The sequence below is a fragment of the Salipiger sp. CCB-MM3 genome (genome assembly GCF_001687105.1).
In the GTDB taxonomy this organism is placed as follows: domain Bacteria; phylum Pseudomonadota; class Alphaproteobacteria; order Rhodobacterales; family Rhodobacteraceae; genus Salipiger.
The window spans coordinates 128391-142975 of sequence record NZ_CP014600.1 but is presented as its reverse complement, the minus strand read 5'-3'; the positions used below and the strand labels follow the sequence as shown (position 1 = coordinate 142975).

Annotated in this window: 12 protein-coding genes; 8 read left to right on the top strand and 4 right to left on the bottom strand. The window is 66.9% G+C overall.

What is annotated here, in order from left to right; all coding sequences use genetic code 11:
- Positions 1-28 precede the first annotated feature (28 nt).
- Positions 29-961 carry a LysR family transcriptional regulator gene (locus AYJ57_RS24910; RefSeq protein WP_066112273.1) on the bottom strand — a complete coding sequence of 311 codons (933 nt, stop codon included), beginning with the start codon at positions 959-961 and terminating at the stop codon, positions 29-31.
- Positions 962-1101: 140 nt separating this feature from the next.
- Here AYJ57_RS24910 and AYJ57_RS24905 point away from each other — a divergent pair, with 140 nt between their 5' ends.
- Genes AYJ57_RS24905 through AYJ57_RS24870 form a run of 8 tightly spaced genes read left to right on the top strand, consistent with a single transcriptional unit; the run spans position 1102 to position 10247 of the window.
- On the top strand, positions 1102-2091 hold the full coding sequence (locus AYJ57_RS24905) for an ABC transporter ATP-binding protein (RefSeq protein ID WP_066112270.1): 990 nt from the start codon (positions 1102-1104) through the stop codon (positions 2089-2091).
- Entirely contained in the window at positions 2084-2893 is an 810-nt protein-coding gene (locus tag AYJ57_RS24900) for an ABC transporter ATP-binding protein (protein WP_066112267.1), read from the top strand. The genes AYJ57_RS24905 and AYJ57_RS24900 overlap by 8 nt, the downstream gene beginning before the upstream one ends.
- Before the next feature lie 50 nt (positions 2894-2943).
- Positions 2944-4485, top strand: a complete 1542-nt coding sequence (locus tag AYJ57_RS24895) for an ABC transporter substrate-binding protein (protein WP_083191542.1) — start codon at positions 2944-2946, stop codon at positions 4483-4485.
- Positions 4486-4492: 7 nt separating this feature from the next.
- Positions 4493-5410, top strand: a complete 918-nt coding sequence (locus AYJ57_RS24890; protein WP_066112265.1) for an ABC transporter permease — start codon at positions 4493-4495, stop codon at positions 5408-5410.
- A 5-nt stretch (positions 5411-5415) separates the two neighbouring features.
- A complete protein-coding gene (locus tag AYJ57_RS24885) occupies positions 5416-6303 on the top strand; it encodes an ABC transporter permease (protein WP_066112262.1) in 888 nt (295 codons plus the stop codon).
- 30 nt (positions 6304-6333) lie between these two features.
- Positions 6334-7746: an amidase gene (locus AYJ57_RS24880; RefSeq protein WP_066112258.1), complete on the top strand. Its 1413-nt coding sequence runs from the start codon at positions 6334-6336 to the stop codon at positions 7744-7746.
- Between the two features lie 11 nt (positions 7747-7757).
- On the top strand, positions 7758-8831 hold the full coding sequence (locus AYJ57_RS24875; RefSeq protein ID WP_083191541.1) for an AbrB family transcriptional regulator: 1074 nt from the start codon (positions 7758-7760) through the stop codon (positions 8829-8831).
- A 42-nt stretch (positions 8832-8873) separates the two neighbouring features.
- Positions 8874-10247, top strand: coding sequence for an amidase (locus AYJ57_RS24870; protein WP_066112253.1), 1374 nt, complete (start codon positions 8874-8876; stop codon positions 10245-10247).
- Positions 10248-10580: 333 nt separating this feature from the next.
- On the opposite strand, the gene AYJ57_RS24865 is transcribed toward AYJ57_RS24870, so the two are convergent.
- Genes AYJ57_RS24865 through AYJ57_RS24855 form a run of 3 tightly spaced genes read right to left on the bottom strand, consistent with a single transcriptional unit; the run spans position 10581 to position 14567 of the window.
- Entirely contained in the window at positions 10581-12053 is a 1473-nt protein-coding gene (locus AYJ57_RS24865; protein WP_066112250.1) for an NAD-dependent succinate-semialdehyde dehydrogenase, read from the bottom strand.
- Between the two features lie 3 nt (positions 12054-12056).
- Positions 12057-13100, bottom strand: coding sequence for a tartrate dehydrogenase (locus AYJ57_RS24860; protein WP_066112247.1), 1044 nt, complete (start codon positions 13098-13100; stop codon positions 12057-12059).
- A 15-nt stretch (positions 13101-13115) separates the two neighbouring features.
- Entirely contained in the window at positions 13116-14567 is a 1452-nt protein-coding gene (locus tag AYJ57_RS24855; RefSeq protein WP_066112244.1) for an aldehyde dehydrogenase family protein, read from the bottom strand.
- Positions 14568-14585 lie beyond the last annotated feature (18 nt).

Sequence of the window (14585 nt, the reverse complement as noted above, 5' to 3'; positions counted from 1 at the left end):
GCCCCAAACGGTCGCGGCGCGTTACGTTTCAGGCGACGAACCGGCAATCGAGCCCGCGTGCCGTCACCTCATCCGCGTAATCCACGAGGCATTGCCGCAGGTGCCGCTCAAAGCGCTGCACCAACCGGGGCACCGGTCTTGCGCGGGAATAGAGCATCGCCAGCGTCAACTTCACCTTCGGCTCGAAGATCGCCGCATGCAGCCGCCTTTCCGGATCGAAGGGCAGCACCATCGGATGGGTTAGCGCCACCCCCAGCCCCGCCTGAACCAAATGCAGCGCCGCCGTCGACTGGTTGGTCTGCATGATATCGAGCGTGTTGACCTCGTCGCGCAGGCTTTCGCGCAACATGACGCCGGGCGGCGACTGATTGCCATGCGCCACGATCACCTCTCCCTCCAGATCGGCGGCCGACACGCTGGCACGCCCCGCCAGCCGGTGATCCTTGGGCATCAGGCAAATCATCGACATCTCTAGCAGCGGATGGGAGGCCACGCCCACCTCGTCGAAGGGCTGAAAGGCAAAGCCGATGTCCGCGTATTCCTGCCGCACCTGTCGCACCACTTCGTTGGCCGAAAACACTTCGAGCCGCATGCGCACCCGCTCGCGCTCCTGCCGGAAGGCCGAGATGGCCTTTGGCAGACCGGCGGCGGTGAAGGTGGTCACCGTGGCGATCGACAGTGACCCGCCGCGCAGGTCGCGCAGCTCTTCGGCCTTGCCGCGCAGCACCGTCATGTCGACAAAGATCCGCTCCACCGAAGGCAGCAAATCGCGCGCTTCCTGCGTCAGCCGGGTGCGCCCGCGCGAGCGCACGAAGAGCGAAAAGCCAAGCTGACCTTCAAGCTCCTTCAATGTTTGACTGACCGCCGGCTGCGAGACCCGCATCAGCCGCGCGGTTTCCGTCACGCTTTGGGTGCGGCTGAACAGCCGGAAGGTCTCGAGCTGGCGCAGGTTCATATTCATAAGCATCCCCTTATGACGACATAGATCATTAGTATTATTTATGATGATCCGGAGGTGCAATAACAGGGCATCCCCGCGCGGCCTGCCGGGGCCTGCCTCGTCTTCGAGGCCACTCATTTCAGCATCCCGGACCCGACCACATGGCGTTACTGGACATCAAAGATCTGCGCGTTGACATCGATACGCCCGCTGGCGTGCTGCACGCAGTGCGCGGCGTCGACCTGAGCGTCGAGCCCGGCGAGACCCTGTGCATCGTCGGCGAGAGCGGCTGCGGCAAATCCATGACCGCCATGGCGGTGCTGGGCCTGCTGCCCGCCACCGCAAAGCGCCGCGCCGACTATCTGCGGTTCGAGGGCAAGGACATCGACGCGCTGTCGCCCCGCGCGCTGGAGGACCTGCGCGGCGCGCGCATCGGGATGATCTTTCAGGACCCGATGACCGGCCTCAACCCGACGCTGACCATCGGGCGGCAACTGACCGAGACCTACCTGCGCCACGTCTCGCGCTCTGCCGCCGCCGCGCGCGAGCGGGCCATTGCCCTGCTAGGAGAGGTTGGTATTCGCGATGCCGCTGCCCGGCTGAGCCAATACCCGCACGAGCTGTCCGGAGGTCTGCGCCAGCGGGTGATGATCGCCATGGCGCTGATCGCCGAGCCGCAGCTCATCATTGCCGACGAGCCGACAACCGCGCTCGACGTGACGGTGCAGGCGCAGGTTCTGGCGGTTCTGCGGCGTCTGCAAACACGCTATGGCGTGGGGCTGATCCTGATCACCCACGATCTCGGCGTGGTGGCCGCCATCGCCGACCGGGTGAACGTCATGTATGCGGGTGAGGTGGTGGAAACCGGCACCGTGCGCGAGGTTCTCCTCAGCCCGAGCCACCCCTACACCCGCGCGCTGTTGTCCTGCGTGCCGGACCCGCGCAAGCGGGCGCGCAGCGCGCTTGGCAGCATTCCGGGCCGCGTGCCGACCCTGATCGGCTCTATGCGGGGCTGCGCCTTCGCCGGGCGCTGCGCCGAGGAACTGCCGCATTGCGCAACGACCGAGATCCCCGCGCACCCCGAAGGCTCGAGCGAGATCTGCCGCTGCCTGCGCCCCACCATGGACATCCCGGAGCGCGCCCATGTCTGAGCAGATCGCCCTTGAAGCGGTGAACGTCTCGCGCAGGTTTCCCGGTCGCGGCGGCCATGTCACCCACGCGCTGCGCGATGTGTCCCTGCGACTGCACGCGGGCGAGACGCTGGCGCTCGTCGGCGAGAGCGGGTCGGGAAAATCCACGCTGGCGCGCATCCTTCTTGGATTGCAACAGCCGGACGAGGGCCGCGTGCATTGCTTTGGCGCCGACCTGCGCCACTGGTCGCGGATGAAGCGTGCCGAGCTGATGCAGCCGGTCTTTCAGGACCCCTATTCTTCGCTGAATCCACGCCAGAGCCTTGGCCGCATCGTCGCCGCGCCGTTGATCGCACGCGGTGTCGCGCGCGAGACCTGGGCACCGAAGGCGGCTGCGATGCTCGAACAAGTGGGCCTTGCGCCATCCTGGGCAGACCGCCGTGCCTCGGCGCTGTCGGGCGGGCAGCGTCAGCGCGTGGCCATCGCCCGCGCCCTCATCGCAGAGCCGCGCATCCTTGTCTGTGACGAGCCGACCTCGGCACTGGACGTGTCGGTGCAGGCGCAGATCCTCAACCTGCTGGATGAGTTGAAGCAGAGCCTGAACCTCACGGTGCTGATGGTCACCCACAACATCGGCGTCGTGGCGCATCTCGCCGACAGGGTGGCGGTGATGAACTGCGGTCAGCTGGTCGAGACCGGCCCGGCAGAGACCGTCCTGCAAAACCCCTCCGACGCCTACACGCGCGGCTTGCTCGCGGCGGTGCTGCCCATCGACCCGGACCGCGCCCGCGCCGCGCTCGACCGCATCGCGGCGGGCCCCTGAATAACCAAGAAGAAACCACAAACCCCAACAGATAGAACCGGATACCTCCCATGCCTTCCCTTTCCATGAAACTCACCCGGCGGCTTGCCATGGCCGCCCTTGCGGCCAGCACCGCGCTGACTGCCCTGCCCGCAGGCCCCGCGCTGGCGGATCAATCCAACGACACGCTTGTCGCCGCCTTCCGCGCGCAACTGCCGAGCCTCGACCGCTACCATGCGCCGGGGCGCGAGGGCTTTTTGCTGGGGCTGCTTGCCTATGACACGCTGGTCTACCGCAACACCGAGACTTTCGAGCTCGAGCCGCTGATCGCCAAGGAATGGTCGCAGATCGACGACCTGACCTATGAGTTCAAGCTGCGCGACGATGTGACCTTCCACAACGGCGATCCGCTCACTGCCGAGGATGTGGCCTATACGTTCCTCTACGCCGCCAACCCGGAAAACAACGTCTTCAACCGCACCACGCCCGGCTGGATCGACGACGTGCAGGTGGTCGACGACTACACCGTTCGTGTCATCGCCAAGGAAGTGACCCCGCTCGCGATGCAATACATCGTGCAGCTGCCCATCCTGCCGAAAGCCTATCGCGAGAAGGTCGGCCTGCAGGAGTTCGCCGAACATCCCGTCGGCTCGGGCCCCTATATGATCGAGGGCAAGGACGGCAACGACATCGTCTTCAAAGCCTTCGACGGCTACATGAAAGACGGCCCCAAGAACGTGCCAGAGATCGGCACGCTGATTTACCGCGCCATTCCCGACGTGAACACCCAAGTCGCCGAGCTGATCTCGGGCGGCATCGACTGGGCATGGTACATCCCCGATGATCAGGCGCAGAAGCTGGCGCAGATGCCCAATCTCGAGGTGATCAACGCGCCGACCTTCCGCGTCGCGTTCCTGACCATGGATGCCGCTGGCCTCACCGATGCCGAGGGCCCGCTGACCGATGTGCGTGTGCGCAAAGCGATCGCCCATGCCATCGACCGTGAGGCGATTGCCAAGTCGCTGATCGGCGGCTCGTCGGAAACCATCCCCTCGGCCTGCAACCCGGCGCAATACGGTTGCGAGCAGGATGTGACCGAATATGACTACGACCCCGAGGCGGCCCGCGCGTTGATGGCCGAGGCAGGGTACGCCGACGGCTTCGACATCGACATCTACGGCTATCGCTCTCGCCCCGTGGCAGAGGCGATCCTTGGCTACCTGTCCGAGATCGGCATCCGCGGCAACCTCGTGTGGCAGCAGTATTCGGCGGTGATCCAGTCGCGCCGCGACCACCAGACGCCGTTGGTCATTGACGACTTCGGCTCGGCTGGCGTGGCCGATGCCGGTGCGATCACCACCTTCTTCTTTGGCGAAAGTCCCGACGATCAGTCCCGCGACCCCGTGGTGACCGAAGCCATTCAGGAAGCCGGGCGCATCGCCGATCAGGACCGCCGGGCCGAGCTCTTCTCGACCGCGCTCAAACAGATCGCCGACAAGGCCTATTGGGCGCCGCTCTTCACCGTGCCGATCAACTACGTGATGTCCTCGGATGTCGATGTGCCCGTCCCCGACGACGAGAACGTCGAGTTCTGGCGCGCCACCTGGAAGTGATCGCACCATGAAACGCTTCCTCATCCGCCGCTGCCTGCTGGCCGTGCTGGTCCTGCTGACCATTTCGGCGCTCAGCTTCACCATGCTGAAACTGTCGGGCGACTTGGCGATCTCGCTGGCGGGTGAGGGCTCGGGCGCGGATTACGTCGAGTTCCTGCGCGCCCAATATGGTTGGGACCGGCCTATCGCGATCCAATATCTAAGCTGGCTCGGAGACCTGCTGCGCGGCGATATGGGCCGGTCGTTCTACTACGGGCAGGACGTCACCCGCCTTATCCTCGAGCGGATGCCGGTGACGCTGGCGCTTGGTGCCATGGCCATCGGCTTTGCACTGGCGCTGGCGATCCCCATGGGCATGGCCGCCGGGCTCCGACCGGGCGGCACGCTCGACCGCGCGGTGCTGCTGGTGGCGCTGATCGGGGGTGCCACGCCGATCTTCTGGCTCGCCTTCCTGCTGATCCTGCTGTTCGGGCTGACCCTGCGCTGGCTGCCGATCACCGGCGGCACCGACCTTCAGCACCTGCTGATGCCTGCGCTTGCGCTTGGCTTTTACGCCATGCCCGCGCTGATCCGTATCACCCGAGCGGGGATGATCGAGGTCATGGGTTCTGACTATATCCGCACCGCCCGCGCCAAGGGGCTGCGGCGGTGGCAGGTCTATCTTGGCCACGCACTGCGCAACACGCTGGTGCCTGTGGTCGCCGTGGCTTCGGTGCAGTTCGGCTTTTTGCTGGGCGGATCGGTGGTGATCGAGACCATCTTTGCCATCAACGGCATCGGCTACCTGACATGGGAAGCCATCAATCAAAACGACTACCCGGTGGTGCAATCGGCAGTGCTCACCGTGTCGGCGGCCTATGTCCTGCTGACCCTTCTGGCCGATCTTCTCAACCGCGCCATCGATCCGCGAATTCGGCTGGAGTGACCTTGATGCCCAACACTGTACCTGCGCAGACCGCCCCAGCGGGCCTGTTCCGGCTGCGCCTGCGCCCCCTCGCTGGCAACCTTGGGCTGTGGATCGGCGCCGCCATCCTGCTGCTTGTGCTGGCCGTCGCCATCTTTGCACCGGTGCTGGCACCGCATTCACCCTATACGCAATCGCTGGCCGATCGGATGATCCGCCCCGCTTTCATGGGCGGCACATGGGAGCACCCGCTGGGCACCGACCACCTTGGGCGCGACGTGCTCAGCCGCCTGCTCTATGGTGCGCGCATGTCGCTGGTCGTGGGCTTTGGCACCATCGCCATCTCGGCGACCATCGGCATCTCGCTCGGCCTCGCCGCCGGGTTCTTTGGCGGCCGGGTGGATGCGGCGGTGATGTTCTTGCTCAACGTCCGGCTCAGTCTGCCGATCATGCTCGCCGCCGTGGCGCTGGTGGGGCTGCTGGGCAACTCGCTGGGGCTGATGATGCTGATCCTCGCCTTTTTCCTGTGGGATCAGTTCCTTGTGGTGACGCGAGCCCTAACCATGCGGCTGCGGCAGGCGGAGTTCGTGCAGGCAGCGCAGGCGGCTGGGTTCTCTGACGGACGGATCCTCATATCCGAGATCCTGCCCAACCTGCCCGCCCCGCTTGTCATCGTCGCCACGCTGGAGATGGCCCATGCCATCATGCTTGAGGCGGCGCTGTCCTTCCTTGGCCTCGGCATCCGTCCGCCAGCGACGTCTTGGGGACTGATGATCGCGGAATCCAAGGACTTCGTCTTCTTCGAACCATGGCTCGTGAACTTCCCGGGCGCCGCGATCTTCATCCTCGTCGCGGGCATCGCCCTGCTGGGCGAAGGGCTCCGGGCCCGCTTCGAAGCGGGCAACCGCCGCTGATGCCGCACTACGACTGAAAGAGGCACCCACATGACCGACCTTCACCTTCTGAGCCTGCGCGATATGGCCAAGGGCCTGCGCGACGGCACCTTCACCGCGACCGCCCTGCTTGAGCATCATCTCGAGCGCATCGCCCGCATCGACCCCGAGCTCAACGCCTTTACCTTTGTCGCAACCGACGAGGCGCGCGCGGCGGCTGCCGCATCCGACGTCCGCTTTACCCAAGGCGCACCGCTGTCGGCGCTCGACGGCATCCCAGTGGCGCTGAAGGACAACCTCTTTGCCAAGGGCATGCCTGCAGTCTGGGGCTCGGAGCTGTACCGCGATCACGTTGCCCCGCATGACGAGTTGCCCGTGGCGCGGCTGCGCGCCGCCGGGGCGGTGCTGTTGGGCAAGACCAACGTGCCCGAGTTCACCCTGCGCGGCTACACCGCGAACAGCGTCTATGGCAGCACCGGCAACCCATGGAACCCCGCGCTGACCCCGGGCGGGTCGAGCGGCGGCGCAGTGACGGCGGTCTCAGCGGGCCTTGCGCCGCTGGCGCTGGGAACCGACGGCGGCGGCTCGATCCGGCGGCCTGCGGGCTTTGCCGGAATCGCCGGGATCAAACCCTCCATAGGGCGGATCGCGCGCGGCGAAGGCTTCCCCGCCATCCTGCTCGACGCCGAGGTGGTCGGCCCGCTCGCGCGCAGCGCCGACGACCTGCACCTTGCGATGTCGGTGCTGGCCGGTGCCGATCCGCGTGACCCGGCCTCGCGCGGGTTCCCCATGATACCGGACGCTCTCGGTGCCGAACAGCGCGGCCTGCGCATCCTCTATGTGCCGCGCCTGCCCGGCGCGCCGGTCGAACCCGACATCCTTGCCGCCTGCGACAAGCTGGTGCAGCAGATGGAGACCCTCGGCCATTCGGTGAGCGTTGCAGATGACCTGCCCTTCGACACCGGCCCCGTGCTGTCGCGCTGGGGCATGATCGGCAATGTCGGCCTTGCCATGATTGCCGCGCGCGAGCCGGAGTTTGCCGCAAAGGTCTCTGCCCCCTTCGTGCAGCAGGCCGAGGCCGGAGCGGGCATCGTGGCAAGCGATTACCTTGGCCTGCTCGGCGCGATCGCACAGCTGCGCGCTGACGTGGGCGTGGCATTCAAACAGTGGGACGTGATCGTCACGCCTGCTTCTGCCGCCAACCCGTGGCCCCGTGACGAGGTTTTCCCCAAGCTCATCGACGGCATCGAGGCGGGCCCGCGCGGCCATGCCGCCTACACCGGGTGGGTCAACGCCTGCGGCGCGCCGGGTCTGGCCATCGCTGCGGGGCTCTCTGCATCCGGCATGCCCGTGGGCATCCAGCTTGTCGGCGACCTCGGGTCGGAAGATATGCTGCTGACGCTGGGTGCCGCCCTCGAGGCGACGGACCCGCTTGGCGGCAAGCGCCCCGGCTGCATGTCGTGACGTCCGGACCGATGCGAAAAGACACTCTCGCGGCGCAGATGCGCCCCTACGCCGCGCTCGCGCCCAAAGCGGCGCTGGCCGCGCTGGCGGGGCTTGCGCTGGAACTGGCGAATTTCCCGGCGGGCTGGATGTGCGGCGCGATGGCGGTCTCTGTCGCGCTCAGCCTTACCGGCCACGGCGCGAAGATCCCGCCGCTGCTGCGCAGCTTCATCTTTGTGGCGCTCGGCATCTCAATGGGCAGCGGCATTTCTCCGGCGGTGCTGGCCAACGCAAGCGCATGGCCGCTCAGCCTTGCTTTGCTTGCGGTTTCGGTCATCGCCACCATGGGGGCCTCAAGCCTTTACCTGCGAAAAATGCACGGGTGGGACTCGACGACCGCGCGGCTGAGCTCGGTGCCCGGAGCGCTGACGGCGGTACTGCTGATGGCCTCCGAGCAGCGCAACGGGCGCTTCCCGGATGTGGCGGTGGCGCAGATCGTGCGGCAGATCGTGCTGGTCGCCTGTGTGCCGCTGCTGATGGTCATCACCCCGGTCACCGGCGACCAGTCTGCCCGCACCGTGGCCGCGCCGCTGGACCTCGGGCTGCTTTTTGTGCTCGGCTTTGCCGCCGGGCAGATCTGCACCAAGCTCAAGGTGCCGGGCGGCGCACTGATCGGGCCGATGGTGGTCTCTACGCTGATGCATGGCGCGGGGCTGGCCAGCGGTGCGCTGCCGCCGGTGCTGCAGATCTTGGCGCTGGTGCTCGTGGGGGTCCTGATCGGTGCGCGGGTGTCGATGGTCGACCTCTCGATGCTGTCCCGCGCCATCCTCCCTGCCCTTGGCGCCGTGCTGATTGCCGTGCTGGTCGCCGCCGGATTCGCCGCCGTCACCCACCTGATGCTTGGCCTGCCCTTCGTCGAGGTCTGGCTTGCCTATGCACCAGGCGGAATCGAGGCAATGACGGTCATGGCCTATACGCTCAATCTGGACCCCAGTTTCGTCAGCGTCCATCATGTGTTGCGCCTTCTCGGCCTGATGCTGCTTGCGCCCTTGTGGTTGCGCCGCACCGAAAAAGACCCTGAAAGCCCCTCCTCCCGCAGGGCGTGACGCAACATGCGCGCCGCCCTTCCTCCTAGCAATGGAACGATCATGACTGCCGACCCCTGGACACTCACCGCATCCGAGCTTGCCAGCGCCTTCCGTAATGGCACGCTCACGCCAAGCGAGGCGCTTGCCTCTGTGCTGAGCCGCATCGAGGCGGTGAACCCGGTCCTCAATCTCTTTGCCCATCTCGACGTTGAAGGCGCCAAGGCCAGCGCCGCCGAAGCCGACGCGCGCTTTGCCAATGGCACGCCGCTTGGGGCCTTCGATGGCGTGCCAGTGTCGGTCAAGGACAACATCACCGTAATGGGCATGCCCTGCGCTTGGGGCAGCACGCTGTTCGAGGGGCAGGTCCCCGAGAAGGACGAAACCCCGGTTGCCCGCCTGCGTGCGCAGGGCGCGGTGCTGCTGGGCAAGACCAACGTCTCCGAATTCACCATGGGCCGCGGCAACGTCAGCACCCTTGCCTTCGGCACCACCCGCAACCCCTGGAACCCCGAACTGACGCCCGGCGCCTCTACCGGCGGCGGCGCAGCGGCTGTGGCTGCGGGTGCGGGGCCGGTGACGCTTGGTACCGATGGCGGCGGCTCGATCCGGCGTCCGGCCTCTTATAACAACCTTGTAGGGCTGAAGCCGACCACGGGCCGGGTCGCGCGGATCAACGGCCTGCCGCAGATCCTGCATGATTTCGAGATCATCGGCCCCATTGCACGCACCGTCGACGATCTTGCCATGACCCTCTCGGCAATCGAGGGACCGCACCCGCTTGATCGCGCGTCCTTCGGCTTTGAGAAGGGCGAGATCGGCACGCCGAAACCCGGTGCGCGCATCCTCTATGTGCCGCAGTTTCTCGGCCAGACGGTCGAGGCACCCATTGCGGAAAGCTGCGCCGCCGCCTGCGACAACCTGCGGGCGCTCGGCTATGATGTGACCGTGGGCGAGGCGCCCATCGACGTGTCGATCTTCGAAAAATACTGGCCGATGATCGGCGGCGCCGGTCTTGCGTGGCTGCTGCGGGACATCGACTGGGAGGGCAAGGTGGGCGCGCCCTATCCGCCGATGATCAAGACCGGCCAGTCGCTGAGCGCGGTGGACTACGTCGAAGCACTGGCAGGGTTCCGCACGCTCTATGAGCAAATGGCCACCGCCTTCGAGACCTATGACTACGTCATGACCCCTGCGGCGGGGGCGATGCCTTGGAAAGCCGATGAGTTCGGCCCCGGCTATCACCGCGCCTTCACCGGCTTCGTCAATGGCTGCGGCCTGCCCGCCATCGCGATCCCCTGCGATCCGGCAGCGGACGGCATGCCGATCGGCTTCCAGATGATCGCCCCATTCGGTCAGGACTGGGATCTGGTCACCCTCGCCAAGCATTATGAAGAGGCGCATCCTTGGGCACAGAGAAGACCCTCCGTCGGATGAGTGAGCTGACCTTCACCGGGCCGAAAATACCCGAGAAGTTGGTCGCCAGCTGCCCAGTAGGCTCTCCAGGATTCCCGATCGAGCGCGCGAGAGACATGCTTTGCACTTCCGACCTCGTGGGGCGACCTACACTAGAGCCTCTCGTGAGTACTCAATCAGGGAATGATCTACCAACGCGCCGCCCTGCCCGCTCTAAACGCGAGGATTTCACTCCCACCATAGTTTGAGCCGCGACGGGCCCATTCGCTCGGGCCGTAACCTCGGGCAGCCTGAACAGAAAGCGGGGCTATGGCATTGCCATGGCCCCGCCTGCGAGGTGTCACCGGGACGCGCTCAAAGCCCGCCGAAGTGGAAGGCCTTGGTCTCGAGGTACTCCTCGATGCCCTCCTGCGCGCCCTCGCGGCCGAGGCCGGAGGCCTTCACCCCGCCGAAGGGCGCCTCGGCGTGGCTCACCGCGCCGGTGTTGAGCCCCACGAGCCCCGCCTCCAGCGCCTCGCCGAAGCGGAAGGCACGGGCCATGTCACGGGTGTAGAAGTACGCCGCCAACCCGAAGGGCGTGCCGTTGGCGATCTGCAGAGCCTCTGCCTCGGTCTCGAATTTGAAGATCGGGGCGACCGGGCCGAAGGTTTCCTCGCCGGCCAGACGCATCTCCTGCGTCGCGCCGGTCAGCACCACCGGATCGGCGAACTGGCTCGGCAGGTCACGCGCGGCCGTGGCGCGGGTGGCGCCTTTTGACAGCGCATCCTCGACATGGGCAGTGATCTTGGTGATCGCGGCGGCGCTGATCATCGGGCCGATGTGCGCCCCCTCCTCGGTGCCCGGCGCGACCTTCAGCGCGTCGACTTTCGCCGCCAGCGCCGCGACGAAACGGTCGTGGATGCCGGACTGCACGAGGATGCGGTTGGCGCAGACGCAGGTCTGCCCGCCGTTGCGGAACTTGCTGGCCATGGCGCCCTCGACCGCCGCGTCGAGATCGGCGTCGTCAAAGACGATGAAGGGCGCGTTGCCGCCAAGCTCCAGCGACATCTTCTTCAGTGTGGGTGCGCATTGCTCGGCGAGCAGCGCCCCGACCCGCGTCGAGCCAGTGAACGACAGTTTGCGCACCACCGGCGAGGCGGTGAGCGTCGCGCCGATCTCCTCGGGGCGGCCGGTCAGCACGTTGAGCACGCCCGCCGGGATGCCCGCGCGCTCGGCCAGCACGCAGAGCGCCAGCGCCGAATAGGGGGTGAAGTCCGAGGGTTTGATCACCATGGTGCAGCCCGCCGCCAGACCCGGCGCGACCTTGCGGGTGATCATCGCATTGGGGAAGTTCCACGGCGTGATGATCGCGCAGACGCCCACCGGCTCCTTCATCGCGAAGATCTTCTTGCCCGGCACCGGGCTGGGGATGATGTGGCCGTTGATCCGCCGCGCCTCTTCGGCGAACCAGCGCACGAAGGAGGCGCCATAGAGGATCTCGCCCTTGGCCTCCGCCAGCGGCTTGCCCTGCTCGGCGGTGAGGATCAGCGCCAGATCGTCGGCGTGCTCGAGCATCAGGTTGTACCAGACCATCAGCAGATCGGCGCGCTCGGCGTGGGTCTTCTTCTTCCAGGCCAGCATCGCCGCTTCGGCGGCGGCGATGGCGCGGCCGGTCTCTGCGGCGGTGCAATCGGGCATCTGGCCAAGCGTGCCGCCGGTGGCGGGGTTGCTGACCTCCATGTCAGCGCGGGCGATCCACTGGCCGTCAATCAGCGCCGCCTCGCGGAAGAGGTCGGGATCGGAAAGGCTGTCGCGGATGTCGGCGGCGAAGGCGGTGTGCAGGGTCATGGCTCAGGCCTCCAGAGCGGCGATGACGGCCGCGGTGATCTCTTGGGTGGTGTTGAGCCCCGGGCGGATGCCGATGCCCCTGGCGGTGGCGGCCTCGATGGCGGCGAGCACGGCGGCGGAGGCCTCGGCCTCGCCGAGGTGCTCGAGCATCTGCGCCACCGACCAGATCGCGGCGATCGGGTTGGCGATGTTCTTGCCGGCGATATCGGGCGCCGAGCCGTGCACCGGCTCGAACATCGAGGGCGCCGAGCGGTCCGGGTTGATATTGGCCGAGGCGGCAAAGCCCAGCCCGCCCTGGATCGCCGCTCCGAGGTCGGTGAGGATGTCGCCGAAGAGGTTCGAGGCGACCACCACGTCCAGATCCTGCGGCGCCATGACCATCTTGGCGGCCATGGCGTCGATGTGCATGTGGCTGACGGTGACATCGGAGTATTCGGCGGACAGTTCGCGCGTCACCTCGTCCCAGAACACCATCGAATATTTCTGCGCGTTGGATTTGGTCACCGAGGTCAGGTGCCCCCGCCGCGCCCGCGCCTGCTCGAAGCCGAAGCGCAGGATGCGCTCGACGCCGGCCCGGGTGAAGACCGAAGTCTCGACCGCCACCTCGTTGTCCTTGCCCTCATGCACGCGGCCGCCGGCGCCCGAGTATTCGCCCTCGGTGTTCTCGCGGATGCACAGGATGTCGAAGCCCTCGGCCTTCAGCGGCCCCTCGACCCCCGCCAGCAGCCGGTGCGGGCGGATGTTGGCATATTGGTTGAAGGCCTTGCGGATCGGCAGCAGCAGCCCGTGCAGCGAGACCGAGTCCGGCACCGTCGCCGGCCAGCCCACGGCGCCGAGGTAGATCGCATCAAACCCGCGCAGCGTCTCGATCCCGCCTTCGGGCATCATCGTGCCGTGCTCGAGGTAATACTCACACGACCACGGGAAGGAGGTGGTCTCGAAGGCAAAGCGCCCCGTCGCAGCGGCGCCAAGCACCTCCATCGCGGCATCGGTCACGTCAACGCCGATCCCGTCACCGGGGATCAGGGCAAGGTTATAGGTCTTCATGGAAAACTCCCCAATTCATAGATCGATCAGTACGGACTTGCTGCGCCGGTTTGCAAGGTAGGCCTCGCGCCCGAGGTCCTTGCCAAGGCCCGAGGCCTTCCAGCCGCCCGTCGGCAGGATGTGGTCGCGCGAGCGGCCATAGCGGTTGATCCAGACGGTCCCGGCCTCGAGCCGCCGCGACAGGCGCAGCGCCCGGCTGACATCGCGGGTGAACAAGCCGGCGGCCAGCCCGTAGGTCGGGTGGGCGGCCAGCGCCATGGCCTCTTCCTCGCCCTCGAACGTCTGAAGGGTGGCCACGGGGCCGAAAATCTCCTCGGTCACCGCCGGGTTGTCCTGGGTCACCCCGCTGATCAACGTCGGCTGGTAGTAACTGCCCTCGCGCTCGAAGGGCGCGCCGCCGCAGAGGATCTCACCTCCCTGCCCCGCAGCCGCCTGTACGATACCGTCGATCCGGGCCATCTGCCCCTCCGAAATGATCGGCGAGAAGCCGGCGTCCGGGGCCAGAGTGTCGGCGGGGACATGGCGGGCGAAGCGCTCCTTCAGCCGCTCGGCCAGCGGCTCGGCGATGCTCTGCTCGACGAGGATGCGTGAGCCCGCAACGCAGAACTGCCCGGCGTTGGGCAGGATGCCGCGCTCGAGACAGTCCGCCGCGAGATCGAGGTCGGCATCGGCAAAGACCACCATCGGGCTCTTGCCGCCCAGCTCCAGCGTCATCGGCTTGATGCCGGAGCGGGCGATGTTCTCCATGATCGCCGCGCCCGCGCGGGTCGATCCGGTGAAGGACACCTTGTCGATGCCCGGATGGCCGGTGATCGCGGTGCCGGTCACCGGCCCGTCGCCCAGAACGATGTTGATCAGTCCCGCCGGGATGCCGGCCCGCACCGACAGCTCCGCAAGGTAGAGCGTGCTGTAGGGCGTCATCTCGGAGGGTTTCAGCACCACGGCGTTGCCGGCCGACAGCGCAGGGCCGAGCTTCCAGCCCGCCATGGAGATCGGGAAGTTCCATGGCGTGATCGCGCCGACAACGCCGTAGGGCTCGTCCGAGATGAAGCCAAAGGCGCTGTCCGAGGTCGGAACCAAGGTGCCGCCTTCCTTGTCGGCAAACTCGGCAAAGAAGCGGATCTGCTCAGCGGTGACCAGGACGTCGCCGACCCTTGCATGAGCCAGCGGGCGCGAGGAGCAGACCGCCTCGAGATAGGCCAGCTTGTCGGCCTCAGCTTCGATCAGGTCGGCCCAGGCGTGCAGCGCCTTCAGCCGTTCGCGCGGTGCGATGCCGCCCCAGTTCGACACGGCGCGGGCCGCGCGCGCGGCCTCGACCGCCTCGTTCACCAGCGCGGCGTCGGCGCGCGGGATCGCCCCGATGCGCTGGCCCGTCGAGGGAGAGATCACCTCGATAGCAGCGTCGCCGGGCACGTAGCGACCCGCGATGAAATGTCCGCAGGGCAGCGGGATGTCGAAGCCGGGCATGGCGCCTCCTGTCTTTCC

What these genes read in the sequence shown, in the direction of transcription:
- AYJ57_RS24910 (WP_066112273.1), bottom strand. Translation starts at nt 961, where the DNA reads ATGAATATGAACCTGCGCCAGCTCGAGACCTTCCGGCTGTTCAGCCGC.
- AYJ57_RS24905 (WP_066112270.1), top strand. Translation starts at nt 1,102, where the DNA reads ATGGCGTTACTGGACATCAAAGATCTGCGCGTTGACATCGATACGCCC.
- AYJ57_RS24900 (WP_066112267.1), top strand. Translation starts at nt 2,084, where the DNA reads ATGTCTGAGCAGATCGCCCTTGAAGCGGTGAACGTCTCGCGCAGGTTT.
- AYJ57_RS24895 (WP_083191542.1), top strand. Translation starts at nt 2,944, where the DNA reads ATGCCTTCCCTTTCCATGAAACTCACCCGGCGGCTTGCCATGGCCGCC.
- AYJ57_RS24890 (WP_066112265.1), top strand. Translation starts at nt 4,493, where the DNA reads ATGAAACGCTTCCTCATCCGCCGCTGCCTGCTGGCCGTGCTGGTCCTG.
- AYJ57_RS24885 (WP_066112262.1), top strand. Translation starts at nt 5,416, where the DNA reads ATGCCCAACACTGTACCTGCGCAGACCGCCCCAGCGGGCCTGTTCCGG.
- AYJ57_RS24880 (WP_066112258.1), top strand. Translation starts at nt 6,334, where the DNA reads ATGACCGACCTTCACCTTCTGAGCCTGCGCGATATGGCCAAGGGCCTG.
- AYJ57_RS24875 (WP_083191541.1), top strand. Translation starts at nt 7,758, where the DNA reads ATGCGAAAAGACACTCTCGCGGCGCAGATGCGCCCCTACGCCGCGCTC.
- AYJ57_RS24870 (WP_066112253.1), top strand. Translation starts at nt 8,874, where the DNA reads ATGACTGCCGACCCCTGGACACTCACCGCATCCGAGCTTGCCAGCGCC.
- AYJ57_RS24865 (WP_066112250.1), bottom strand. Translation starts at nt 12,053, where the DNA reads ATGACCCTGCACACCGCCTTCGCCGCCGACATCCGCGACAGCCTTTCC.
- AYJ57_RS24860 (WP_066112247.1), bottom strand. Translation starts at nt 13,100, where the DNA reads ATGAAGACCTATAACCTTGCCCTGATCCCCGGTGACGGGATCGGCGTT.
- AYJ57_RS24855 (WP_066112244.1), bottom strand. Translation starts at nt 14,567, where the DNA reads ATGCCCGGCTTCGACATCCCGCTGCCCTGCGGACATTTCATCGCGGGT.